Source organism: Paracoccus salsus (genome assembly GCF_021556615.1).
Classification (GTDB): Bacteria; Pseudomonadota; Alphaproteobacteria; order Rhodobacterales; family Rhodobacteraceae; genus Paracoccus; species Paracoccus salsus.
This window is the reverse complement of the sequence record NZ_JAKGGD010000005.1, coordinates 138650-162413: the sequence shown is the minus strand read 5'-3', so window position 1 is coordinate 162413 and position 23764 is coordinate 138650. Positions and strand designations below refer to the sequence as shown.

Here is a 23764-nt window from a genome sequence, read left to right as displayed (position 1 = left end):
CGATCGCAGGCGAGCGGCGTTGATCTTCACGCAATTCTTGCCATCTTGGGACCATGCGCGCCGATCAGATCCTGCACCCGACCGAGGCCGGTCTCTACTGCCCGCCCGGCGACTTTTTCATCGACCCGATCCGGCCGGTCCGCCGTGCGCTGATCACCCATGGCCATGGCGATCACGCGCGATCAGGCCATGGCGCGGTGCTGGCGACGCGGCAGACGCTGGAAATCATGGCGATCCGCTATGGCGCCGATTTCGCGACCGAAGTCCAGCAGGCCGACGGCTCGATCCGCGTCGCCGACACCACGGTCAGCTTTCATCCGGCGGGGCATATCCTTGGCTCGGCGCAGATCGCCGTCACGCCACGAAAGGGTCCCAAGATCGTCGTGTCAGGCGATTATTGTCGCCGCGTCAACCCGGTCTGCGCGCCCTATGAGCCGGTGGCCTGCGATGTTTTCGTCACCGAGGCGACGTTCGGCCTGCCGGTCTTCCGTCATCCTGACCCGGCGGCCGAGATGACGCGGCTTCTGGACAGCATGACCGAATTCCCCGACCGTCCGCACCTGATCGGGGCCTATGCGCTAGGCAAGGCGCAGCGGCTGATCGTGCTGGCCCGAGAGGCCGGGATCGAGGGACCGATCGCCATTCATGGCGCGCTTCAGCGGCTGTGCGATTATCACGTCGGGCAGGGCGTCGATCTTGGTCCTTTGATCCCCGCCACGGTCGAGGATGTCCCCGCCCGCCTGGTGATCGCACCGCCCTCGGCCTTTGCCAGTCCCTGGGTCCAGCGCTTCCGCGACCCGGTGATCGGGTTTGCCTCGGGCTGGATGCAGGTCCGTGCCCGCGCCCGGCAGCGGGGGGTCGAACTGCCCCTGATCGTCAGCGATCACGTCGATTGGCCGCAGTTGACGGCCACGATCCGCGAACTGGCTCCCTCCGAGGTCTGGATCACCCATGGCGCCGAGGACGGGTTGATGCGCTGGTGCCAGATCGAGGGCATCCCGGCCCGGCCGCTGCGGCTGGTGGGATACGAGGACGAGCCGGAATGAGAGGCTTTGCCTATCTGCTGGAACGGCTTGCCTTCACCCAGTCGCGCAATGCCAAGCTGCAATTGCTGCGGCATTACCTTGCGGCCACGCCCGATCCCGATCGCGGCTATGGGCTGGCCGCGCTGACGGGCGATCTCAAGCTGCGCGCGGTGACGCCAAGCCTGCTGCGCGGCCTGACGGCCAAGCGGGTGGACGAACAGCTTTTCGCGCTGTCCTATGATTTCGTGGGCGATCTGGCCGAAACGATCGCGCTGCTGTGGGATGCCGAAGGCGACGAGGATGTGCCACTTCACCAGGCGGTCGAACTGCTTGCACAGACCGGAAAGGCCGGGCTGCCGGTCGCGATTGCCGGCATGCTGGACCGGCTGGGTCCGTCGCAGCGCCTGGCGTTTCTGAAACTGGCCACCGGCAATATGCGCGTGGGGTTGTCGGCCCGGATGGCGCGCATCGCCCTGGCCGAGATGGGCGATCCCGAGCTGGCCGATATCGAGGAAATCTGGCACGGGCTGGCCCCACCCTATCAGCCGCTGTTCGACTGGATCGAGGGCGGCCCGCGCCCCGAACAGGCCGCGAAGGCGCCGTTCCGCCCGGTCATGCTGTCCACAGCGGCCGATCTGGACCAATTGCGCGCGTTCGATCCCGCCGATTACGCGGCCGAATGGAAATGGGACGGAATCCGCGTTCAGGCGATCAATGACGGCGGCGTCCGCAGGCTGTATTCCCGCACGGGCGAGGATATCGGCAACAGCTTTCCCGACGTGCTCGAGGCGCTGAACTTCGACGGTGCGGCCGATGGAGAATTGCTGGTCCGGCGTGGCGACGATGTGGCCGTCTTCGGGGATTTGCAGAAGCGCCTGAACCGCAAGACGATCAGTCGCGCAATGCTGGAAAGCCACCCGGCCGGCCTGCGGCTTTACGATCTGATGATCTGGCAGGGCCGGGATCTGCGCGGCCTGCCGTTCCGCGAACGCCGCGCGGTTCTGGACGATGCGGATTTCGGCAGCGACCGGATCGACGTCTCGCCGGTGCTGGACTTCGCGACATGGGACGACCTGGCCGCCTTGCGCGCCGATCCACCCAGCCGGGTGATCGAAGGCGTGATGCTGAAGCGCCGCGACAGCCCCTATGTCGGTGGCCGGCCGCGCGGACCATGGTTCAAGTGGAAACGCGACCCCAAGGTGATTGATGCGGTCATGTTGTACGCACAGCGGGGGCACGGCAAACGCTCGGGGTTCTATAGTGATTTCACCTTCGGGCTTTGGGACGACGAACAGCTTGTTCCGGTCGGCAAGGCCTATTTCGGCTTTACCGACGAGGAGTTGCGCGAACTCGATCGCTTCGTTCGCAACAATACCGTCGAGCGTTTCGGCCCGGTCCGCGCGGTCGCGCCCAAGCTGGTCCTGGAAGTCGCCTTCGAGGGTTTGAACGAATCCGGGCGCCACAAATCGGGCATCGCCATGCGGTTCCCCCGGATCAGCCGCATCCGTTGGGACAAGCCTGCCGCCGAGGCCGACCAGCTTGAAACGCTGAAGGACATGCTGACGTGAAGCTGCCGCCCGATTTCGCCCGGTGGTTCGCGCGCCAGGGCTGGCAGCCACACCCGCATCAGATCGCGCTGCTTGAGGCCGGCGCCGACAGCCTGCTGATCGCGCCGACCGGCGGCGGCAAGACGCTGGCCGGATTCCTGCCCAGCCTGGTCGATCTGGCGAAGGGTCCGCATCAGGGCATGCACACGCTGTATGTGTCCCCGTTGAAGGCGCTGACGGCGGATATCGCCCGCAATCTCGCGCGGCCGGTATCCGACCTGGGTCTGGATGTGCGGATCGAGGATCGGACCGGCGACACCCGGGCCGCACAGCGCGCACGCCAACGTGTCGATCCTCCCGATATCCTGCTGACCACGCCTGAAAGCCTGGCGCTGATGCTGTCCTACGAGCAGGCGCCCCGGATCTTTGGCGCGCTGCGGCGGGTGGTTCTGGATGAACTGCATGCGCTGGCCGAGAACAAGCGCGGCGATCAGATGATGCTGTGCATGGCCCGGCTGCGCGGTCTTGCCCCGGGCCTGGTCGTGACCGGCTTGTCGGCGACGGTCGAGAACCCGCAGGCGCTGGCCGAATTCATGGGCGGCGCCGCGATCATCCATGCCGATCCCGGCCCCGATCCGGATATCGCCATGCTTCCGACCGCCCGTCCCGCCCCCTGGGCGGGCGGCGGCGGGCATCATGCGATCCCCGAGGTGCTGGAACAGGTCCGGCAGGCCAACACCACGATCATCTTCATCAACACGCGGGCCCAGGCCGAGTTGTTCTTTCAGGCCCTCTGGGCCGCGAACGAGGACAATCTTCCGATCGGCCTGCATCACGGCAGCCTTGCGCGCGAGGCCCGCCAGAAGGTCGAGGCGGCGATGGCGGCCGGCCAGTTGCGGGCCGTCGTGGCGACCGGCAGCCTCGATCTTGGCATCGACTGGGGCGCGGTCGATCTGGTCATCCAGGTCGGCGCGCCCAAGAACGTCAAGCGGCTGGTGCAGCGGATCGGACGGGCGAACCATCGCTACAGCGCCCCCTCGCGCGCCCGGATCGTTCCTGCGAACCGCTTCGAGGTCATGGAATGCGTGGCGGCGCTGGAGGCGGTCCGCGCCCGCGATCTGGATGGCGATCCGCGCGGTCCTGGGCCGCTGGATGTGCTGTGCCAGCATATCCTGCTGACGGCCTGCGCCGGGCCTTTCGACGCCGACCTGCTGTTTCACGAGGTCCGCAATGCCGGTCCCTATCGCCTGCTGACGCGCGCTGATTTCGACGCCTGCCTGGATTTCGCGGCAAGCGGCGGCTACGCGCTGCGCGCCTACGACCGCTGGCAGCGGCTGATGCTGCGCGACGGGATGTGGCGGCTGCGCGATCCGCGCGCGGCGCGCGATCTGCGGATGAATGTCGGAACCATCGTCGAGGCCGAGATGCTGAAGGTGCGCTTTCGCGGGCGCGGAGGGGCGGCTCTGGGCGAGGTCGAGGAAGCCTTCGCCGCAAGTCTTGAACCGGGTGATACGTTCCTGATCGGTGGGCAGACCGTGCGCTATGAAGGGCTGCGCGAGATGGTTGTCGAAGTCACCAGACAGCCCGCCCGCCAGCCCAAGATCGCGGTGTTTTCCGGGGTCAAGCTGGCGACCTCGACACAGCTCAGCCAGCGTGTGCAGGCGTTGATCGGGGACGCGGCACGACACTGCGTCCTTCCCGCCGATACCCGCGACTGGCTGGCGCTTCAGGCCGAGATCAGCAGCCTGCCCCGCGCCGGCGTGCTTGTCAGCGAAAGCTTTGCCCATAGGGGCCGCTGGCATTTCGCGCTGTATGGATTTGCCGGGCGCAACGCCCTGCAGACGCTTGGCCTGCTGATGACGCGCAGGATGGAAGAGGCCGGTCTGGGGCCGCTGGGGTTCCTGTCCACCGATTATGCGCTGCTGATCTGGTCGCTGGACCCGGTCACCGACCCCGCCGCGCTGCTGAACCGCCACGCGCTTCGCGACGGGCTGGGCGACTGGCTGGCAAGCAACGCCGTGATGAAGCGGACCTTTCGCAATGTCGCGACCATCGCCGGGCTGATCCAGCGCAACCTGCCCGGGCAGCGCAAATCGGGCAAGCAGGCGACGTTTTCCAGCGACATCCTCTATGACACCTTGCGCAGATATGATCCCGATCACCTGCTGCTGCGGATCACCGCCGATGAGGCGCGCCGGGGGCTTGTGGATTTCGACCGGATCGAGGACATGCTGGACCGCTCGCCGCGCCATGACCACCGGATGCTGGATCGGGTCACGCCTTTGGCCGCGCCTCTGCTGCTGGAGGTCGGTCGCGTTCCGATCGCGGGTCAGGGGCGCGAGAGACTGGCCGAAGCGGAGGCGGCGGCACTGATGGCAGAGGCAGGGCTGGCGTGACATCCCATGCGTTCGATTTCGACCGGCAGCGCCTTCAGGCCCGCGCGTCAGGTGCGCTGTTCTGGCCCGCGCGGCGCTGGCTGATCGTCGCCGACCTGCATCTGGGCAAGTCCGAGCGGATCGCCAGACGGGGCGGAGCGCTGCTTCCGCCCTATGAGATCGAGGCCACGCTGGATCGGTTGCAGGCCGAGATCGCGGAAACCGAACCTCGATGCGTCGTCAGCCTGGGTGACGGTTTCGATGACGACGCGGCGGGCCGGATGCTGCCCGATCAGGTCTGCGCGCGGCTGCACGACATGGCCGCGGGGCGCACATGGCTGTGGATCCGCGGCAATCACGACCCCGCGCCGGTCTGCGCGCGACTTCCGGGGACTGCGCTTGCGGAACTGCGCGACGGTCTGACGTTGCGGCACGAGGCTGGCGAGGCACCGGATGTTTCGGGCCATTTCCACCCGTGCATCCGGCTTGCAGGACAGCGGCGGCGCTGTTTCCTGGTCGGAGAACGACATCTGATCCTGCCGGCCTTCGGGGCCTATACCGGAGGACTCGCGATCGACGATCCGGCGCTGCGTGCGCTTGTGCCGACCGGGCTGGCGATAAGCTGCGGAACGCGCGCCATGCCGGTGCCTGTCGAGCCGGCAGCAAGAAGGGCCGGAACCGCCAGGTTCCGACCCTTCAGATCGCGTTAGCCGTTCGGCTCAGAACGCGAAGTTTACGCCCAGCTTGATGTTGTGATGCTCGGGCGTCGCGCGGGTCACCAGTGAGTCTGCGCCGTCGGGGAAGCTGACATCGGTCTTGCCGAAATTGCGATACTGCCATTCGGCGAAGACGGACGTGCGCGCGTTCAGCTTGCGTTCGACGCCAAGTCCAACCGAGTAGCCGTTCGCATCATAGCCTTGCGTGCTGGATCCGTCAGGGCCGGCGGTGGTGTAATCGAAATCGCCGTACACCAGCCCGGCGGTCCCATAGACCAGCGTTTCCGGGTTCACCACGTAGCCGGTCTTCATCTGAAGCCCGACAATATAGTTCACGGACGATTCGACGGTGCCGGTGATGGTCTCGCCATCATCGTCAAAAGAGAAACTGTCGGTCGCATCGATGCTGCCGGCCTCGACCCACAATTCGGGACCAAAGACCCAGCTGTTGCGCTGCCACCTGTAGCCGGCATGAAGGCCGGCATTCACGCCCTTGACATCGACCTGCGCAACATCGCTGACGCTGCCGACCAGTTCCCCGGCTTCCAGGAAATCATAGCCGACGGTGTCGTCGCTGCCGAAGGCGTATCCGATCGAGCCGCCCAGATAAGCGCCTGCCCAGTCGCTGGCAGGGACAGGAACCGCAACCGGCGGGATAAGCGGCGATTCGGTCGTCGGGGCGATGTAGCCGCCCGCCAGGGTCGAGCCCGAAGCGACGAACAGCGCAATCGTCGCGCAGGCGGAAACGGTGAACTTGCTAGCCATTTTCAGATCCTCGGTCCTGACACAATCCTGAGTGCTTCCCGGTTGATCGCGGGTTGCCAATTGATCTCGACGGATAGTTCCCAACGATGTGGGAACACAATCTTAATGCCACAAGATCGCGCGTAATTGGACAAAATCTTGCCCGGGTCGCGGCAGTTTTACCACAAACCCGCGCGCCGCCTGTTCAGGTGTCAAGATTTTCGACGGACAAGGCGTTCTGCTGGATGAACTCGCGCCGCGGCTCGACCACGTCGCCCATCAGCTTGGTGAACAGATCCTCGGCTTCGGCCACGTCATCGATGCGGACCTGGAACATGGTCCGCGCGACCGGGTCCAGCGTCGTTTCCCACAGCTGTTCGGGGTTCATCTCGCCCAGCCCCTTGTAGCGCTGCAGGGAAAGGCCCTTCTCACCCTCCAGGAAGATCGCTGCCAGCAACCCCAGCGGGCCATAGATGGGCTGATCGCGATCCTTGCGGATCAGGCGGGCTGGCTGGGCGTAGATGTCCTGAAGCACCTGCGTCATTTCCGCCAGGCGACGACTTTCGGCGCTGCGCAGCATCTGTCCATCCAGGGTGCGGATTTCCTCGACTCCGCGTAACGTACGGGTCAGGCGGATGCCGTCATCCTGGGTCGGGCGACCGGTCCAGCCGCGCTCATACTCCTCGGCGATCATATCCAGGCGGCCGGCGATGGCGCTGGCCACTTCCTGCACGTCGTCGTCGGCACGCCCCGGCACAAGCGCGCCCGCGATCGCGGCCTGCTCGGTGATGTGGGGCGGATAATGGGTCGGATAGGCGCGCAGCACCCGACGCACGGTGCGTGCTTCCTCGACCACCCGCGCCAGATCGTTGCCGACGATGTCCTCGCCGCTGCCAAGGCGCAGCGCAGCACCCTCGACGCCCTGCTGGATCAGGTATTCCTCGAGCGCAGCCTCGTTCTTCAGATAGACCTCGGACCGGCCGCGGCCGACCTTGTAAAGCGGCGGTTGCGCGATATAGAGATGCCCGGCCTCGATCAGCTCGGGCATCTGGCGGAAGAAGAAGGTCAGCAGCAGCGTCCGGATATGCGCGCCGTCCACATCGGCATCGGTCATGATGACGATCTTGTGGTAGCGCAGCTTCTTGAGGCTGAATTCGTCGCGGCCGATGCCGGTGCCCAGGGCCGTGATCAGCGTGCCGATCTGGTCGCTGCCCAGCATCCGGTCAAAGCGCGCCCGTTCCACGTTCAGGATCTTGCCGCGCAGGGGCAGCACGGCCTGGTTCTGGCGCGAACGTCCCTGCTTGGCCGAGCCGCCGGCCGAGTCACCCTCGACGATGAAAAGTTCGGACCGCGAGGGGTCCTTTTCCTGGCAGTCGGCCAGCTTGCCCGGCAGGGACGCCACGTCCATCGCGGTCTTGCGACGGGTCAGTTCGCGGGCCTTGCGCGCGGCCTCGCGGGCCAGCGCGGCCTCGATGATCTTGCCGACGATCTGTCGCGCCTCGCCGGGGTTTTCCTCGAACCATTCGGACAGCTTCTCGCCCACGATGCTTTCGACGGCGGGCCGCACCTCGGACGAGACCAGCTTGTCCTTGGTCTGGCTGGAAAACTTGGGGTCGGGAACCTTCACCGACAGGACACAGGTCAGCCCCTCGCGCGCGTCGTCGCCGGTGAAGTCGATCTTCTCGCGCTTGGCGATGCCGCTGGACTGCGCGTACTGGTTGATGACCCGGGTCAGCGCGCCCCGGAAGCCAGCCATATGCGTGCCGCCATCGCGCTGCGGGATGTTGTTGGTGAAGGGCAGCACCGTTTCGTGATAGCTGTCGTTCCACCACATCGCGACCTCGACCCCGATGCCGTTCTTCTCGCCGGTCATGAAGATCGGCTGCGGCATCACCGGAGTCTTGGAGCGGTCGAGATACTTCACGAATTCGCGGACGCCCCCTTCGTAGAACAGTTCGGTCCGCTGCACCTCGGCGTGGCGGGCATCCTCGAGGATGATCCGCACGCCGCTGTTCAGGAAAGCCAGCTCGCGCAGGCGGTTTTCCAGGGTCTTGAAGCTGTATTCAAGATCGCTGAAGGTGCCCTCGGGATGGTTCACCTTGGCCGAGGCCAGAAAGCGCACATCGGTCCCGCTTTCGCCCGGTGCCGCATCGCCAACCACCCGCAGATGTTCGACCGTGTCGCCATGTTCGAAGCGGGCATAGTGTTCCTTGCCCTCGCGCCAGACCCGCAGTTCCAGCCAGTCGCTGAGTGCGTTGACCACCGACACGCCCACGCCGTGCAGACCGCCCGAGACCTTGTAGCTGTTCTGGTCGAATTTCCCGCCGGCATGCAGCTGGGTCATGATGACTTCGGCCGCGCTGACACCTTCGCCGGTGTGCATGCCGACCGGGATTCCGCGTCCGTTGTCGCGGACGCTGACGCTGCTGTCGGCGTGAATCTTCACCATCACGTAGTCGGCATGACCCGCAAGCGCCTCATCGATGCCGTTGTCCACCACCTCGTAGACCATGTGATGCAGCCCGCTGCCGTCATCGGTGTCGCCGATATACATGCCCGGTCGCTTGCGGACCGCCTCCAGCCCCTTGAGAACCTTGATGGAATCGGCGCCGTATTCGGCGGGGTTCGGAGCTGTGTCAGTCATGCGCGATTGTTCCTGTCATTCTGATCACGATATATGCGCTTGCCGCAGCAAAGTCACGGCAAACACATGCTTTTTCCCGCCTTTTCGTGCGTCAGCCGGTTTTCGTTCCGCGCCGCCCTGACGCGATCCGGGATCTTGTGCGAGAGAGGCCTTGAACCGCGCGATGGGCTTCCCGATCGACAGCGGCGCGATCGCGGGGGCCAGCCGAAGGCCTTCTCTAGCCGGCCAGCAACTGGCCCATCGCGATGGCGCAGCCGACAAGGATCAGCAGCCCGCCCGAAAGCAGGTTCAGCCTTCGCAACCCTGTGGGTGTCGCCAGCCTCGCCCGTGCCGCGGCCACCGCCCCGCCCATCGCCAGGTTCAGCAGGAACGGGATCGCGGTCGACATGGCGACGATCACCGCCACGTCGGCGGCGGTGATCCGCGCCACATCGAAAAAACCCGGCAGCACGCCGACATAGAAAAGCGCCGCCTTGGGGTTCCCGGTGATCGCCAGCAAGCCGGCCGAAAACCCCGCCCATCGCCCGCGCTGCGTCAGCCGCGCGTCACGTTCGACCGGCCGGGCGGCCTGACGCAGCAGCGCGAGGCCCATGCCGACGAACACGACCGAGGCCACCCAGCGCAACCCGACCATCAGGACGTCATTCTGGGCGACGACCACCGCCAGCCCGAAGATCGCGATCAGCGGCCAGAGCATGTCTCCGATCGCCACGCCAAGCGACAGCGGCCAGACGCCCCGGAACCCCGTCGCCATGGCGCGCGCCATGATCGCCACCCAGACCGGACCGGGGGTCAGCCAGATCGCGACCATCGCGCCCGCGTAAAGCCAGATCGATTCCGGGGTCAGCGTCACGCGGCCTCCTGCACGCGCGATGCGCCGTCATGCCTGGTGATGGCCAGTCGGCGCGCACGCGGACCGAAGGCGTCGAACAGTTCTGAACCCGTTCCGGTCAGAAGGGACTGCGCCGGCAGGGCGCAGATCTGGTCATAAAGCGCCGCGCGCCGGTCGGAATCCAGATGCGCCGCGACCTCGTCCAGCAGCAGGACCACCGGCTGGTCGGCAAGCGCACGAGCATTGGCCAGCATCAGCGACAGCAGCAGCGCCTTCTGCTCGCCGGTCGAAGACAGCGCGGCCGGCATGTCCTGTGGACCCCAGCTCGCGCCCAGATCGGCTCGATGGGGGCCGGACAGGCTGCGCCCTGCCGCCAGGTCGCGCGGCCGCATGGTGTCAAGCCGCGCGGCGATGCTGGACGGATCAGTGTCGCAGGCCTGCCCCTCGCCCGGCAGAAGCGTCAGGCTTGCGGCGGGAAAGCCGGTCGCCACCGCGTCCTGCGCGGACATGATCGCGACCAGGGCCTGCTGGCGGTTCCGGGTCAGGGCCGCGCCGGTCTCGGCCATGCGCGCCTCGAGCGCGCGATACCAGCCGGCATCGCCAACCTGATCCTTCAGCAGCCGGTTCCGTTCGCGCATGGCCTTGTCATAGCTCAGCGACAATTCGGCATGGTCGGGAAACAGGCTCAGCGTCACGCGGTCCAGAAAGCGACGTCGCGCCTCGGGCGGGTCGGTCCACAGCCGGTCCATGGCCGGGACCAGCCAGACGATCCGGATCATGCGCCCCAGCGCGGTCTGCGGCATCTGCTTCTCGTCGATCGTCACAGCCCGCGTCTGTCCGGGGGGCGCCGCCGTCTCGACCTGCCGATCGCCGATCTGCGCGCGGATGCGCCAGCCGCTGTCCTTGCCCTGTCGCGCCTGTTCCGGGGCACCGGCTCCGCGCAGACCGCGACCCGGCGCCAGCATCGACACGGCTTCGAGGATATTGGTCTTGCCGGACCCGTTCGGCCCGAAGATCGCCAGCGGCCGCCGGTCCAGTTCCAGATCCAGTCGCGGCCAGGACCGGAATTGCGCCAGCGAAATCCGCGTCAGGGTCACACGCGCATCGGCATGACGACATAGACCGCGCTGGTATCGCTGCCTTCGCGGATCAGGGCAGCATCGCCCGAGCCGTTGAACATGAACACCGCATTGTCACGGTCCACCTGGCTGGCGATCTCCTGCAGGTATTTGGCGTTGAACCCGATTTCCAGCGGCTCGTCGGCGTAGGCGACAATCAGTTCCTCCTCGGCGGCGCCCGCATCGGGGGCGTTGACCGACAGGATCAGGCGGTCCGCCTCAAGCGCCAGCTTGACCGCGCGAGACCGTTCGCTGCTGACGGTCGCGACGCGATCGACCGCGCGGGCGAAATCGCTGGCGTCGACTTCCAGCTTGCGTGTGTTGTTCACCGGGATCACGCGGCTGTAATCGGGGAAGGTGCCGTCGATCACCTTCGAGGTCAGGGTGATCGTCGGTGTCGCGAAGCGCACCTTGGTTTCGCTGATCGAGACCGCGATTTCAGCTTCGTCATCATCCAGCAGCTTGCGCAGTTCGGCGACGGTCTTGCGCGGCACGATCACGCCGGGCATGTCGGCGGCGCCCTCGGGCAGCGGCGCGTCGATGCGGGCCAGCCGGTGGCCGTCCGTCGCGACGCAGCGCAGGGACGGGCCGTCGTCGGACTGGGCCACATGCATGTAGACACCGTTCAGGTAATAGCGGGTCTCTTCCGTCGAAATGGCGAATTTCGACTTGTCGAACAGGCGGCGCAGCATCGCCGCCGGGGCCGTGAAATTGACGCTGTATTCGGACGAGGCCATGACCGGAAAATCCTCGCGGGGCAAGGTGGCCAGGTTGAAGCTGGACCGACCGGCCTGAACCGACAGACGACCCGTTGCATCGTCCGAGGTGATCGCGACCAGGGCGCCGTCGGGCAGCTTGCGGGCGATCTCGTTCAGCATCACGGCGCTGACGGTGGTTGCGCCGGTGCGCTCTACCTGCGCGGGCGCACGATCCACCACCTCGGTGTCCAGATCGGTCGCGCGGAAGCTGACGAGGTCGGCTGTCGCCTCGATCAGCACATTGGCAAGGATCGGAATGGTGTTGCGGCGTTCGACGACCGATTGGGCTTGCGAAACGGCTTTGACCAGAACGGCGCGTTCGATCGAGAATTTCATCGCTTTTCCCTGTCCCTGTGGCCATCGGCCCGTGCGTCGGACCTGATTTGTAACCGCCCGGATGGGCGGTCACAAGGATTTCATTCAGGAACCGGATTCAGGCTTCCAGAAGCCGCTTCAGCATGCCGATGTCCTCGGCCAGACCGTGGTCGCCGGCGGACAGCTCCTCGATCTTGCGGACGCCGTGCATGATCGTGGTGTGGTCGCGCCCGCCAAAGCGGCGACCGATATCGGGCAGGCTGCGGCTGGTCAGCTGCTTGGAGAGATACATCGCGATCTGCCGCGGCCTGGCGACATTGCGCGACCGCTTTGGACCGATCATGTCCGAGAGGCGGATGTTGTAATGCTCGGCCACCTTGCGCTGGATGTCGTCGATGCTGATCTTGCGGTCGTTGGTGCGCAGGATGTCGGCCAGACATTCCTGCGCGACTTCCAGCGTAATCTCGCGCCGCAGCAGGCTGGCATGGGCAAACAGCCGCTGCAGGGCACCTTCCAGCACGCGCACGTTGGTGGTGATACGGTGGGCCAGGAATTCCAGCACGCCATCGCCGATCCGGACATCGGGGTTCTGCTTTCGGAACGTCTCGGTCTTTGACTGCAGGATGCCAAGGCGCAACTCGTAGGTGGTCGGATGCAGGTCCACGATCAGGCCGCAGCTGAGGCGCGACTTGATCCGCTCCTCGAGTCCCTTGATCTCGGCCGGGGCGCGGTCGGCGGAAATCACGATCTGCTTGCCCTGATCGACAAGGGCATTGAACGTATGGAAGAATTCTTCCTGGGTGCTGTCCTTGCCGGCGATGAACTGGACGTCATCGACCATCAGCATGTTCACGTTCCGGAACATGCCCTTGAAGTCCATGATCGTGCTTTCGCGCAGCGCCTGAACGAAGCGGTACATGAACTGTTCGGCCGACAGGTACAGAACCTGGGCGCTGGGGTGCCGGCTTTGATAGTCATGCGCGATGGCGTGCATCAGGTGTGTCTTTCCCAGGCCCACGCCGCCATAGAGGAACAGCGGATTGAAACCCACCGGCCCGCCTTCGGCCACGCGGCGCGCGGCGGCGTGGGCCAGTTCGTTGGGCTTGCCGACGACGAAATTCCCGAAGGTGAAGCGCGGGTCCAGCGGCGCGCAAAGCTCGGCCTTGCGGGTCGCCCGAGCGGTGACCGGGGCCGGATCGGACGACGAGGCCTGTGCGCCGGGCTGCTGCGCCGCCTCCACCGTGGCCCGGCTGCGCGCCCCAGCGGGAGCCTGCTGGGGGATCACCTCGAAACGCAGACGATCGATCCCGGGACCAAGCTTGTTCAATTGCGCCAGGATGTCATCGGCGAAGTGTCGATATACCCAGTCGGATACGAAGCGCGTCGGGCTGGCGAAATGCGCCACGCCGTCTTTCAGTGCCGTCAGGCGCAGCGGTTTGATCCAGTGATTGAAGTTGTTCGGTCCGACACTCTTTTCCAGCTCCGCGCACGCCTGCCCCCAGATATTGTCCATCATCCAGCCCTATTTGTCCTGTCCCGGCCCCGCCGATATTCGGCGGGACAGAATCCGCACGCCTTGGGATTCGAACAGCCAACAGAACGCCGTTGCGGCCGAGATGGTCGCATGCGTGGGCGTCGGCCCGTTCAGAACGTTAGACACGGGTCCAACGGAATCCAGTGGCAGCCGGAATCCGCAGAATCCGAGGGCAGAAGAGAGCGTGCTCTGCTTCGTCGCCTGGCCTTGCCCCAGTCGTGGTTCCGAATGGATCCGCGGATCGGTGCTGGCCTGTCCCCCAAAGCGACGTGAATCGCATCGTGAAATTAGCAATAGCGGACAGCGCCGCGCAACCGAACTATGCGCTTGACAGAGCCTTTGCCAAATCGAATCTGCGAGGCCTTTGACTCTCAAGTAAAAAAACATGAACGCCTTGAAAATTAACGATTTATTAACACTTTTTGCGCGATCAAAAAGAAAGACCGGGCGCCAGCGAAGTGCTCGCGCCCGGTCGTGAATGTTCTAGGATTGCTGGTCTTACAGGGCCGTTTCGCGGTATTTTTCGGCCTGCATCATGCCGCTGTTCAGGCCGCCGAAATGGCTTTCACGCGTGCCGACAGGCGCGAGATTTTCCGCGCCGCAGTGTTCTTGTGCACAACGCCCTTGGTGACGCCGCGCATCAGTTCGGGCTGGGCGGATTTCAGGGCATCGCGGGCCGCGTCGGCGTTGCCGCTGGCGATGGCTTCCTCGACCTTGCGCAGGAAGGTGCGGATGCGCGAACGACGGGCTTTGTTGATGTCGGTGCGGCGCTCGGTCTGGCGGGCGCGCTTTTTCGACTGGGGAGTGTTTGCCATGGGTCAGGTCCTATCGGGTCTTCAACGGTTCTGTCGCGCAAAAGACCCAAGCGCCCGCCTCGATCCAAGGCGGACATGATTCTTGCCTAAGCGGGCCCACGCGCATGTAAGCGAGGGCCTATAGGCCATGAGCGGGAAAAAGGAAACCCCGAATTCAGCGATCGCGGAACTGCGCCTCGCGCTTTTCGAGGAATGCGGCCATGCCTTCCTTCTGATCCTCGGTCGCGAACATCGAATGGAACGTCCGGCGTTCGAAAAGCAGCCCCTCGTGCAATGTCGTCTCATAGGCGCGATTGACCGATTCCTTGGCTGCCATGACGGTGATCTGGGACTTTTCCGCGATCTTGCGCGCGGCGGACATGGCCTCGGAAACCAGCTTCGGGGTGGGCACGATGCGGCTGACAAGCCCGGCACGCTCGGCCTCGGCAGCATCCATGAAGCGTCCGGTCAGGTTCATGTCCATCGCCTTCGACTTGCCGACAAATCGCGTCAGCCGCTGGGTGCCGCCGATCCCAGCGATGACGCCCAGATTGATCTCGGGCTGGCCGAACTTGGCGTTCTCGGCGGCAATGATGAAATCGCAGACCATCGCGAGTTCGCAACCGCCACCCAGGGCATAGCCGCTGACGGCGGCGATGATCGGCTTGCGGATGCGGCTGATCGACTCGATCTGCGGCCCGAACAGGTCCTGGCCATAGGCATCGACAAAACTCTTCTGTGCCATTTCCTTGATGTCGGCGCCGGCGGCAAAGGCCTTTTCACTGCCGGTCAGGACGATGCAGCGCACCTTGTCGTTGTGGTCGGCCTCGGTCAGCGCCTCGGACAGTTCGCCCAGAAGCGTGGCGCTCAGCGCGTTCAGCGCCTCGGGACGGTTCAGCCGGATCAGGGCGACCTCGTCCTCGATCTCGACGATGATGGTTTCATAAGCCATAGGCTTGGACCTCGTTGCAATTGAGCAGTCGCGAGAGTCCTATCAGCAGGAGGGCGGCGAAGCCAAGCACTAGAAGCTAGCGCTGACACTGGGGACAGAAGAAGCTGGACCGGCCGGATTGCACGATTCGCCGGATCGCGGCGGGGCAGCCGGGCGTCGGACAGGGCGCGCCTTCGCGGTCGTAAACCCGGAAACTGTGCTGGAAATAGCCCAGCTCGCCGGTCGCCTGCCGGTGGTCGCGCAGGGACGATCCGCCGGCCGCGATGGCGTCGGCAAGCACATCACGGACATGACCCACCAGCGCGGCGATGCGCGGGGCGCCGATCCGGCCCGCGGCCCGGCGCGGATCGATACCGGCGCGGTGCAGCGCCTCGCTGACATAGATGTTGCCCAGCCCGGCAACAATCTTCTGATCCAGCAGCGCCTGCTTGACCGGAACCCGCCGCCCGGCGAAGACCGCCCGCAGATAGCCGGCCGAGAACGCAGGGTCGAACGGCTCGGGGCCAAGCCGGGCCAGCAGCGGATGGGTCGCGCCGTCGCGGATCAGATCGACCATCCCGAAGCGGCGCGCATCGTTGAAGGTGATCGTGGTGCCGGCCTCGGTCATCAGAACCACGTGGTCATGGCGGGGCAGGATCGAGGGATCGCGGTGAAAGCCGCCCTGGCTTGCGCCCTCGACCAGCATCCGGCCCGACATGCCCAGATGCAGCAGCAGCGTGCCGCCGCGGTCCAGATCCGCCAGCAGGTATTTCGACCGACGCCGCAATGCCGTCACGGTCGCACCGGTCAGCACCTGGACCAGATCGGGCGGCAGCGGCCAGCGAAGGTCAGGGCGCCGCGCCTCGGCGCGCGCGATGCGCTGACCTTCAAGATGCGGCATCAAGCCACGCCTGACGGTTTCGACTTCCGGCAGTTCTGGCAATCCGGGTCCTTTCATCGCATTGTGCGCGCGGCGCGCCGGACGTATCTGGCGGTTGAGGCAAAGAACGGCAAGCGCGATGAGTGACAAGAAGCAGACCCATTTCGGTTTCCAGACCGTGGACGAGGACGCCAAGGCCGGCATGGTCCACGGTGTCTTTTCCAGCGTCGCCTCGCGCTATGACCTGATGAACGACCTGATGAGCGCGGGCATCCACCGGCTCTGGAAGACCGCGATGATGGACTGGCTGGTCCCGCGCGACGGACAGCGCCTGCTGGACGTGGCCGGTGGCACGGGCGACATCGCGTTCCGGTTTCTGGACCGCGCCCCGGACGCGCGCGTCACGGTCTGCGACATGACCGAACAGATGCTGGTCGAGGGGCGGCAGCGGGCCGAGGCGGCGGACAAGGCCGAAAGCCTGTCCTGGGTGACGGGCGATGCGATGGCGCTGCCCTTCGCCGACAACAGCTTCGACCGCTACACGATCAGCTTCGGAATCCGCAACGTCACCCGCATTCCCGATGCGCTGGCCGAGGCGTTTCGCGTGTTGCGACCCGGCGGGCGGCTGATGGTGCTGGAGTTCAGCCAGATTCCGGTGCCCGCAATGCAATGGGCCTACGACCGCTACAGCTTCAACGTGATCCCGGCGATGGGGCAGGCGGTCACCGGCGATCGCGACAGCTATCAGTATCTGGTCGAGTCGATCCGCAACTTTCCCGATCAGGACAGCTTTGCCGAAATGATCCGCGCGGCCGGGTTCGCGCGGGTGCAATGGCGCAACCTGTCCCTGGGGATCGCCGCGCTGCATTCCGGTTGGAAACTGTAGATGCGCGGCCCGCACAATATCCTGCGCCTGATCCGCACCGGTGCCACGTTCGAGAGGACCGGCGCGATGGGAGTCGCGCTGGACGCGCTCGAGGCTCCGCAGCGACTGCGGCTGGCGGCCCGGATCATGGGCTGGCCCTTCCGGTGGCTGGGTTACAAGGGCGATCCGAACCTGCCGCCGCTGACCCGCGCCATCACGGCGCTTGGACCCGCCTATATCAAGTTCGGCCAGATCCTTTCGACCCGCGCCGACGTCGTCGGAACCGAGCTGGCCGACCAGTTGCGGATGCTGCAGGACCGGCTGCCACCCTTCCCGACCGAGATCGCCAAGCAGATGGTCGAAGCCGATCTGCGCCAGCCTGTCGATCGGCTGTTCTCGGAATTCTCCGAGCCGGTCGCAGCCGCTTCGATCGCGCAGGTCCACCGCGCCCGGATCCGCGAAACCGGGCAGGAGGTGGCGGTCAAGGTGCTGCGTCCGGGCATCGGCGCGGCCTTCCGTCGCGACACCGACGCCTTCCATTTCGCGGCGGGCATCATCGAACTCCTGTCGCCCGGCAGTCGTCGGCTGAGGCCGCGTGATGTGGTCCGCCATTTCGAAGGCGTGGTCACCGGCGAGCAGGACATGCGGCTGGAGGCTGCCGCGGCCTCGGAATTCGCCGAGAACACAAGCGAGGACCCGCGGTTCGCGGTTCCCAAGCCGCATTGGCACCTGTCGTCGCGCAGGGTGCTGACCTCGGACTGGGCCGAAGGATTGCCGATGGGCGACCGCGAAGCGTTGATCGCGGCCGGCCATGACGTGACCCGCATCGCCACACGGGTCGTCCAGCTTTTCCTGCAACATGCGCTGCGCGACGGGTTCTTTCACGCCGACATGCATCACGGCAACCTGAAGGTCGCGGCGAATGGCGACGTGATTGCCTATGATTTCGGGATCATGGGCGAGATCGATGAATACACGCGCCGCGTCTATGCCGAGATCCTGATGGGCTTCATCAAGCGCGATTATCGTCTTGTCGCGCGGGTTCATTTCGAGGCGGGCTATGTGCCCCGCGACCGGGACGAGGCACAGTTCGCCCGCGCCCTGCGCGCAGTGGGAGAGCCGATCTTCGGGGCCGACGCCAGCCAGATCTCGATGGCAAACCTGCTGTCCCATCTGTTCGAGGTGACCGAACGTTTCGGCATGCGGACCCAGACCCAGCTGATCCTGCTGCAACGCACCATGGTGGTGGTCGAGGGCGTGGCCCGCTCGGTCGATCCGCAGCTGAACATCTGGGAGGCGGCGCGGCCGGTGGTGTCGGACTATATCAAGTCGAACCTTGGTCCGCGTGCGCTGGCGGGTGATCTGGCCAGGGTGGCGCAGACCGTGGGCCGCTATGGGCCGCTGCTGCCGCGCATCGTCGAACAGGCCTTGTGGGAGCGCGCCCATCCCGAGGACATCCGCCCGCTGGTCGTGAAATCGGGGACGCGCCTGCCCGCGTGGCTGATCGGGCTGCTGTCATTGGCCGCGGGTGCCGCGATCGGCCTTGCGCTTGGCTGACTGACGGCGGGTTGTCGACCGCTCCGCGGCGCCGGTCCGGGGCGGCGCGAATCGCGCTCAGGCGGCCGCGCCAAGCGCGAGCGTGTAGACCACGCCCTGGTCAGGCTGAGGCAGGCCCAGCATCCGGTTGAGGGCCGTATCGCGAAAGCCGCCCATGCAGAGGCTGGCGAGACCCAGCTCGACCGCGCCCAGACACAGATTCTGCGCGGCATGCCCGGCTTCCAGCAGGATATAGCGATAGCCGCGCGGCCCGTATTTCGACTGTGTGCGCGCGAAGGTCGCGACAAGACAGAGGATTACCGGCGCGTCGACGACATAGGGCCAGGTATAGAAGACCGGCGCGGCCTCGTGCCGCCACGCGCCGGCCCGCAGCAACTCCAGCGCCTCGCCCATCGCGTCGAAATGGTAGATGCCGGGGGTCAGACCCTCGACCCGTGCCACCAGCGCGTAGATGTCCAGCGGATAGGTGCCGCCGGCCGAGGGCACGCTGCGCCGCAGGAACCGTCCTCCCTGCTCCATCGGGTCGGGGCCGGTGAGGCCATAGCCGGTGCGCAGCAACGCGGCCAGCGTCGCCAGCGGCATCGGATCGGGGCGGAACGCGCGCACCGAACGTCGCGCTGCGGCCAGCGCCTCGACCTGAAGCGGCGCGGTCGCCGGCAGCGGCATGCGCGGCGCGTCGGGATGGCTGCGGAAGCTTTGAAGATAGGGCCCGGCGCGATAGGCGTCCTCGTTCAGCCAGGGTTCGGAATTCAGGTGGAAAAGGCGCGACAGCGAGAACGGATCGTCAGAGGGCAGGGTCATGGGATCACGCCAGCGGATGGGGGCAGGGGTTCAGTTCGGCCTCGGTCAGAGGGACGTCGCGCAGGCCCCAGCGAACCGGCGCCTCGAACAGGCGCGCGCCGCCAAGGCGACCCTCGCCATGTCCGAAATGGATCGGCTGAAAGCCCGTGATGACACAGCGCACCACCCGCGGCCCCAGCGGCGCGATGTCGGGCGCGGTGATGTCGCAATAGGCGACCCGCGCACCGGCGTCAGATGCCGCCGCGACGATTCGTGCCAAGGTGTCGGCCGGGGTCGCGTGGCGGTGTCGTGGCATCCCGTCGATCGTGGTGCGCTGTCCCGACGCCAGCAGGAAGTCGAACTCGGCGCTGTTCCCCGGCAGCGCATGGAACAGCGGATGATCATCCAGATCGCGGACATCCGCATAGCTGCGAAGCCGTCCCGCGGCATCGCCCTGAGCCATGCGCGACGCCATGCTGGGACGCGCCTGGCACAGCTCGAACATGGCCTTGTCAATGGCGGCCACGCCGTCCAGATCGCAGCCCATGCCGATCATCCGGACCCCCTGTGCCGGGTCGGGATTGTCGGCCACCGCCATGACCACGACCGGCGCCTGATCCGAGGCCAGCCGGAACAGCCTGACCTGCACGCCATGACGGCGATAGTGACGGATGATGGCTGCGGCCATGCAGCCGGTTTCGGGCGTCTCGATCAGCGTGGCCGGCAGCCTGTTCAGCCAGGTGATCATCAGCGCATCGCGTTCGATCACCTCGTGCAGTCCCCCGATGATCGCGCATTCCAGATCGGCCCCGGCGGCAAGCCCGTTCGAGGTGATGGCGGTGACGTGATCGTCATGGCGCGGGGTCGGGCTGACCAGAAAGACCAGCGCCGCGGGCAGATCGACCGGGGTGCCGCCGGGCAACTCGGTGCCGCTGATCCAGCTGGTATCCGTCTCGTCCGACCAGGGCGGGTAGGGCAGGGTTCCGGAGGCATGCTGGGCTTGGGAATGCAGCACCAGGTCATCGGGGGTGATGGAACCGGCCGAAGCGCGGCCGACCCGGATCCGCGCGGCGTCCCAGTGATAGGCGCAATAGCGTTCGATCGCTTCGCCCAGGGCGGACAGGCGCGCCTCGGCCTCGGTCCGGCCCTTGCCTGCGTTAAGCCGTTCGCTGCGCCCGGCGGCGCGAAAATCGAAATGCGACAGGGTGGCGGTCCACAGATAGGGTGGGCATGGCTCCTCGGTGCCGCGGCCCTGCGGTGCCATCTCGCGGACCAGCCCGCAGCGGCGGCTGACCAGCGCCTGCGTCAGCCGCACGGCCTCGGCTTCGTCCGATGCCCCGGGCTGCCCGGGCGCGGTCGCGGTCATGGGCCGGCCCCGCAGACCGGACAGCCGGGCTTGCGCAGCAGGGTGTGCCGTTCCTGGCGCAGGCCGGGCATCTCGATCACCAGAACCCGGCCGTCCAGCGCGGGCGGGCCCGCGCCGGTCAGGACCGTTATCACTTCGGCGGCCATCATGCCGCCGACGATATCCGCACCGACCGACAGATTCTCGCGCCGTCCCGACAGGTCGCGCCGCAGGCGGTCGAGATGGCGTTCCAGCGCAAAGCGCGCCTGAGGGTTGCCGGCGCAGGCCACCTCGCGCATCCGCCAGCACATGTAGCAGGGCGCGTCCCGGTCGCCGGAAAAGCCTGGCCCGACCACCAGATCCAGCCCTTCGAGGCTGCCGGCCAGCCAGCGCAGGCCCAGATCGCGGCAGGCACGGTTCAGCTTCAACGCCAGGTTCAATTCCGCCGATTCAAGGCAGCACAGCGCAAGCGTGGCGCCCTCCAGCAGGCCCGCAATGGTGGCGCTGTCCTCGGGGCGGCCGGTCTTGGCGGTGATCCGTGCATCCGGGGCGTGGGCGCCAAGCGCGGCTGCCAGAACCTCGGCACGCGGCTTGCCGATATCGTCGCGTCCATAGAGGGGCGAGAAATAGGCATCGGCCGCGGACAGGTCCGCCGGGTCCACGATCAGCAGGTCACCGACCCCGGCGGCGACCAGATTGCGCGCAGCCGTCGCCCCTGGCCCGCCGCAGCCGAACAGCACGATCCGCGCCTGCGACAGGTGACGCTGTGCGGCCCGACCCTCGGGTGCGGCCTCGGCCAGCCAGCCCAGCTGTGGCAGGGCCCCGGCCGGCGCGTCGGCGTCCTCGGCGGCGGCCTCGACGACGATGCCCTGCGCTGCCAGCATGTCCAGAGCCGCCACCAGGTCGTCACGGTCAAAGATGTCCGACACCTCGTCGCATATGCTGTCCAGATCATGCCGCCCGTCCAGCAGCGGCACGACCTCGCGATTGAATTCCCGAAACGAATGCCCCTTCAGCGTGACCGAACGCCGCCACGAGACAACCCGCAGCACCTCGTCGCCGCTGTCGCCCGGCGGTTCCAGCCAGGTCAGGAAGTGGCTAGGCAAAACTGGGTTCTGAAACGGCATGGCTTTCCGGGGTCAGGGTGTGGGGTCGGGTGCGGAACACGGCCAGCGCAAGGACCCTATCGCCCTGGCGCGCGACCAGGCCATCGGCGTCCAGCGCAGCAAGCTGGGACTCGATCGCGTCCGGATCCAAGCCGGTCGCATGGGCAAGCCCGGCCAGGCTGGCTGTGCTGTCACACAGGGCGTAAAGCCGTGCCGCCAGCCCCTCCAGCCGGTGGACGGCGCGCCGCGCCATGGGACGGCTGTCGCGAATGGTGACGCCGTCCGCGTCGAACCGGGCATCCAGACGGGGCGCATTCGACGGGTCCATCTGCGCGGCCTTCCATGCCGCCACCTCGGCCTGCACCGGGTGAAGATAGTCCTGCGGGTCGCGCCCGTCCTGGTGATCGAAATCGAAGAAATAGGCCAGCCGGGACAATTCGCGCCGGCCAAGCGGATAGACATAGAAATAGGCGCGCGCCGGCCGCATGCGCCGGATACCCATCTCGGCGGCGCGGCTGTGAAACGGGCTGAAACGGTCAAGACGCAGCATTCCGCAGGAACAGGGCGGGTCCAGATGGGTCAGGCGCGGCATGAGCGCGGCCATCGCGGCATACTCGGCCGGGTCCTCACCCGGAAAGCCGGCCAGCACATTCCACGAGACCTCGATGCCCAGCTCCGAACACCAGCGCATCAGCTGGATGTTCTGGAACCCCGTGCAGCCCTTGTCCATCAGCTTCAGCACATGATCCGAAAAGCTTTCGATCCCCGGCTGGATCTGGGTCACGCCGCCGGCCCGCATCTGGCGCAGCTGTTCAAGGCGAAGGTTCGACTTGACCTCGTAGAAGAGATCCAGTTCGAAACCCGCCGCCGCAAGGCGCGGAAACAGCGTGGTCAGGTATTTCATGTCCAGGATGTTGTCCACGCAGCCGATTCGCCGGGTCTTGTGCCGGTCGGTCAGCCAGGCGATCTCGTCGAAGGCGCGTTCGGGTGATTTTGACCGGAAGGCCATGGTGTCGCCGTTCAGCCCGCAGAAGGTGCAGTGATGCTTGGCCCCCCACCAGCAGCCGCGCGAGGTTTCGAAGACCAGATGACCCTCGAAGGCTCCGGCCAGCGCCGAATCCGCCAGGCGGGCGAAATAGTCGTCGAAGTCGGGATAGGGCAGCTTGTCCATGGCGGTGACGCCCCGCGACCTGATCGGCAATTCGGCCGCGCCCTGCGACAGCACGCCGGGGGGCGGACTGCCCTCACCGCCGCGCCCCAGCCAGTTCAGCAGCGCCGGAAAGCTGATATCGGCCTCGCCCGAACACAGATGGTCGATCCAGGGAAAGCTGCGGATCAGTTGCAGCCCCATCTCGCCTTCGCAATTGGCCCCGCCGAAGACGATAACCGGCGCATTCTCGCGTTCCTTCAGGCGCCGCGCCAGCGCCAGACAGGCGCAGGTCTGGTGAAAGACGGTGCTGAAACCCACGACGTCCGGCTGCAGCGCCATGATCTCATCGGCGCAGCGGTTCAGATAGTCGGGCAAAATCTGACGGATCTGCATGATCGCGGCGAACAGGTCGCGGTCCTCGCCCAGATAGGGTTGCAGGATATCGGCGAAATAATCCTGTGGCGCAGCGATGTCCTCGCCGAAGAGATCCGACGCAATGATCCATTCTCCGATCAGCAGGTTCGGCGGAAAGCTGGTCGCGATGCGTTGATAAGGCACAAGCCCGACCGCCGAGGCCAGATCGATATTCACATACAGCGCCTCGGCCGTATGACCGGACTCGCGCGCCTCTGCGATCAGCAGGCCCACACCCATGGCAGGCCTGCCGATATCGGCGAAGGGCACGACCGGAAAGACGACATGCATGGTTCCCGCCTCCGCGGCCCGGGGCCGGACATCCCGGCCGGTC

Annotated in this window: 19 protein-coding genes; 6 read left to right on the top strand and 13 right to left on the bottom strand. The window is 66.2% G+C overall.

Annotation, left to right across the window (positions count from 1 at the left end; translation table 11 throughout):
* The first annotated feature begins 53 nt into the window (after positions 1-53).
* From L1965_RS11545 to pdeM, 4 genes are read left to right on the top strand one after another with little or no spacing between them, the layout of a single operon-like run.
* Positions 54-1046: a ligase-associated DNA damage response exonuclease gene (locus tag L1965_RS11545; RefSeq protein ID WP_235756594.1), complete on the top strand. Its 993-nt coding sequence runs from the start codon at positions 54-56 to the stop codon at positions 1044-1046.
* A complete protein-coding gene (locus tag L1965_RS11540; protein ID WP_235756593.1) occupies positions 1043-2593 on the top strand; it encodes a cisplatin damage response ATP-dependent DNA ligase in 1551 nt (516 codons plus the stop codon). Before L1965_RS11545 ends, L1965_RS11540 begins: the two co-directional genes overlap by 4 nt.
* Positions 2590-4968, top strand: coding sequence for a ligase-associated DNA damage response DEXH box helicase (locus L1965_RS11535; protein WP_235756592.1), 2379 nt, complete (start codon positions 2590-2592; stop codon positions 4966-4968). The genes L1965_RS11540 and L1965_RS11535 overlap by 4 nt, the downstream gene beginning before the upstream one ends.
* Entirely contained in the window at positions 4965-5657 is a 693-nt protein-coding gene (gene pdeM, locus L1965_RS11530) for a ligase-associated DNA damage response endonuclease PdeM (protein ID WP_235756591.1), read from the top strand. Before L1965_RS11535 ends, pdeM begins: the two co-directional genes overlap by 4 nt.
* A gap of 9 nt (positions 5658-5666) precedes the next feature.
* On the opposite strand, the gene L1965_RS11525 is transcribed toward pdeM, so the two are convergent.
* The 9 genes from L1965_RS11525 to mutM form a co-directional block, all read right to left on the bottom strand.
* Positions 5667-6428: an outer membrane protein gene (locus L1965_RS11525; protein WP_235756590.1), complete on the bottom strand. Its 762-nt coding sequence runs from the start codon at positions 6426-6428 to the stop codon at positions 5667-5669.
* 184 nt (positions 6429-6612) lie between these two features.
* Entirely contained in the window at positions 6613-9051 is a 2439-nt protein-coding gene (gene gyrB, locus L1965_RS11520; protein WP_235756589.1) for a DNA topoisomerase (ATP-hydrolyzing) subunit B, read from the bottom strand.
* A 217-nt stretch (positions 9052-9268) separates the two neighbouring features.
* On the bottom strand, positions 9269-9904 hold the full coding sequence (locus L1965_RS11515) for a LysE family translocator (protein WP_235756588.1): 636 nt from the start codon (positions 9902-9904) through the stop codon (positions 9269-9271).
* The gene (recF, locus tag L1965_RS11510; protein ID WP_235756587.1) at positions 9901-10980 is read right to left on the bottom strand and encodes a DNA replication/repair protein RecF; all 1080 of its coding nucleotides are present in this window, start codon (positions 10978-10980) and stop codon (positions 9901-9903) included. The genes L1965_RS11515 and recF overlap by 4 nt, the downstream gene beginning before the upstream one ends.
* Positions 10977-12095, bottom strand: coding sequence for a DNA polymerase III subunit beta (gene dnaN, locus L1965_RS11505; protein WP_235756586.1), 1119 nt, complete (start codon positions 12093-12095; stop codon positions 10977-10979). The genes recF and dnaN overlap by 4 nt, the downstream gene beginning before the upstream one ends.
* 97 nt (positions 12096-12192) lie before the next feature.
* Positions 12193-13590 carry a chromosomal replication initiator protein DnaA gene (dnaA, locus tag L1965_RS11500; protein WP_235756585.1) on the bottom strand — a complete coding sequence of 466 codons (1398 nt, stop codon included), beginning with the start codon at positions 13588-13590 and terminating at the stop codon, positions 12193-12195.
* A 563-nt stretch (positions 13591-14153) separates the two neighbouring features.
* Positions 14154-14423 carry a 30S ribosomal protein S20 gene (gene rpsT, locus L1965_RS11495; protein WP_235756584.1) on the bottom strand — a complete coding sequence of 90 codons (270 nt, stop codon included), beginning with the start codon at positions 14421-14423 and terminating at the stop codon, positions 14154-14156.
* Between the two features lie 154 nt (positions 14424-14577).
* The gene (locus tag L1965_RS11490; RefSeq protein WP_235756583.1) at positions 14578-15354 is read right to left on the bottom strand and encodes an enoyl-CoA hydratase; all 777 of its coding nucleotides are present in this window, start codon (positions 15352-15354) and stop codon (positions 14578-14580) included.
* Between the two features lie 76 nt (positions 15355-15430).
* Positions 15431-16276, bottom strand: a complete 846-nt coding sequence (mutM, locus tag L1965_RS11485) for a bifunctional DNA-formamidopyrimidine glycosylase/DNA-(apurinic or apyrimidinic site) lyase (RefSeq protein ID WP_235756582.1) — start codon at positions 16274-16276, stop codon at positions 15431-15433.
* A 76-nt stretch (positions 16277-16352) separates the two neighbouring features.
* Here mutM and ubiE point away from each other — a divergent pair, with 76 nt between their 5' ends.
* Both ubiE and ubiB read left to right on the top strand, forming a co-directional pair.
* The gene (gene ubiE / locus L1965_RS11480) at positions 16353-17099 is read left to right on the top strand and encodes a bifunctional demethylmenaquinone methyltransferase/2-methoxy-6-polyprenyl-1,4-benzoquinol methylase UbiE (protein ID WP_235756581.1); all 747 of its coding nucleotides are present in this window, start codon (positions 16353-16355) and stop codon (positions 17097-17099) included.
* Positions 17100-18635, top strand: a complete 1536-nt coding sequence (gene ubiB / locus L1965_RS11475) for a 2-polyprenylphenol 6-hydroxylase (protein WP_235756580.1) — start codon at positions 17100-17102, stop codon at positions 18633-18635. It abuts the gene before it with no gap.
* 57 nt (positions 18636-18692) lie between these two features.
* Here ubiB and L1965_RS11470 read toward each other — a convergent pair whose 3' ends face one another.
* From L1965_RS11470 to L1965_RS11455, 4 genes are read right to left on the bottom strand one after another with little or no spacing between them, the layout of a single operon-like run.
* The gene (locus tag L1965_RS11470) at positions 18693-19436 is read right to left on the bottom strand and encodes a SagB/ThcOx family dehydrogenase (RefSeq protein ID WP_235756579.1); all 744 of its coding nucleotides are present in this window, start codon (positions 19434-19436) and stop codon (positions 18693-18695) included.
* A 4-nt stretch (positions 19437-19440) separates the two neighbouring features.
* A complete protein-coding gene (locus L1965_RS11465; protein ID WP_235756578.1) occupies positions 19441-20781 on the bottom strand; it encodes a YcaO-like family protein in 1341 nt (446 codons plus the stop codon).
* Positions 20778-21866, bottom strand: coding sequence for a TOMM precursor leader peptide-binding protein (locus L1965_RS11460; RefSeq protein ID WP_235756577.1), 1089 nt, complete (start codon positions 21864-21866; stop codon positions 20778-20780). The genes L1965_RS11465 and L1965_RS11460 overlap by 4 nt, the downstream gene beginning before the upstream one ends.
* On the bottom strand, positions 21859-23721 hold the full coding sequence (locus L1965_RS11455; RefSeq protein ID WP_235756576.1) for a RiPP maturation radical SAM C-methyltransferase: 1863 nt from the start codon (positions 23719-23721) through the stop codon (positions 21859-21861). Before L1965_RS11455 ends, L1965_RS11460 begins: the two co-directional genes overlap by 8 nt.
* Between the last annotated feature and the right edge of the window lie 43 nt (positions 23722-23764).